This is a genomic window from Streptomyces sp. sk2.1 (genome assembly GCF_008120935.1).
In the GTDB taxonomy this organism is placed as follows: domain Bacteria; phylum Actinomycetota; class Actinomycetes; order Streptomycetales; family Streptomycetaceae; genus Streptomyces.
Map to the genome: position 1 here is coordinate 1 of NZ_RDBO01000160.1, position 720 is coordinate 720.

Consider the following 720-nt stretch of genomic DNA (forward strand, 5'->3'; position numbering starts at 1 on the left):
CAGCTGCGGGGCAATGTCGGACTCCATCGCTTCGGTCCACTGCAGCACCAGGTCGAGCCGACCGCCCGTCCGTCTTCTCAGTCGAGCGGCAGCACGCGAAAACGGGCAAGGACAACGATGGTGTCGTCGTCGACCGTGAAGCCGGGGTCGCCGATCGATTCGAGATAGTCCGGGCTCGCCCAGAAAGCCTCATGCGCCTCGCGCCACTGGGCCACAGTCTCGAAGCCCTCGCCCTCGTCGATCGCATGGCGCAGATCGACGTCGGCGAGCCGCTGCTCGCGGACGTCCACGATCTCCTCGATACAGACCGGCGAGCCCGCGGAGTCGATCACGAGCGCCCGGTCGCCGGCCTTGGGCAGCGCCTCGTTCTCGCGCTCGTAGTCCTGTCGGAGGGACGTGGTGGTGGTCTTCTCGCCACGGAGGATCGCGGCAACAAGCATGTCGCGCACCGGGCCGGGAAAGGCGTATTCGGAAGTGGGGAGTGTTTCGGACATCCCCCGATCCTCGCACTCCTCCGCAAGGGGCCGTGCAGTGCCTTCCGCCGGCGCGACGGAGCGCGGGGCGACGCAGGGCCGCAGCCAGGCCGTCGACCACGACACAGCCCAGCGCGGTGAGGCCCCGGCGCCGGGGCCGGGCGGGACCGCGGAGTAGGTGGTCGACGACGCGGAGCGGTGAAGCGGCGGCCCGGAGGGACGGGGCGGACGGCCCTGGGCCCGGCCC

Annotated in this window: 1 protein-coding gene; it reads right to left on the minus strand. The window is 71.0% G+C overall.

The features are described from left to right. Positions 1–77: 77 nt before the first annotated feature. Positions 78–494: an ASCH domain-containing protein gene (locus tag EAO76_RS41810; protein WP_148841465.1), complete on the minus strand. Its 417-nt coding sequence runs from the start codon at positions 492–494 to the stop codon at positions 78–80. Between the last annotated feature and the right edge of the window lie 226 nt (positions 495–720).

Coding starts and splice junctions, on each gene's coding strand:
- EAO76_RS41810 (WP_148841465.1), bottom strand. CDS start 494: ATGTCCGAAACACTCCCCACTTCCGAATACGCCTTTCCCGGCCCGGTG.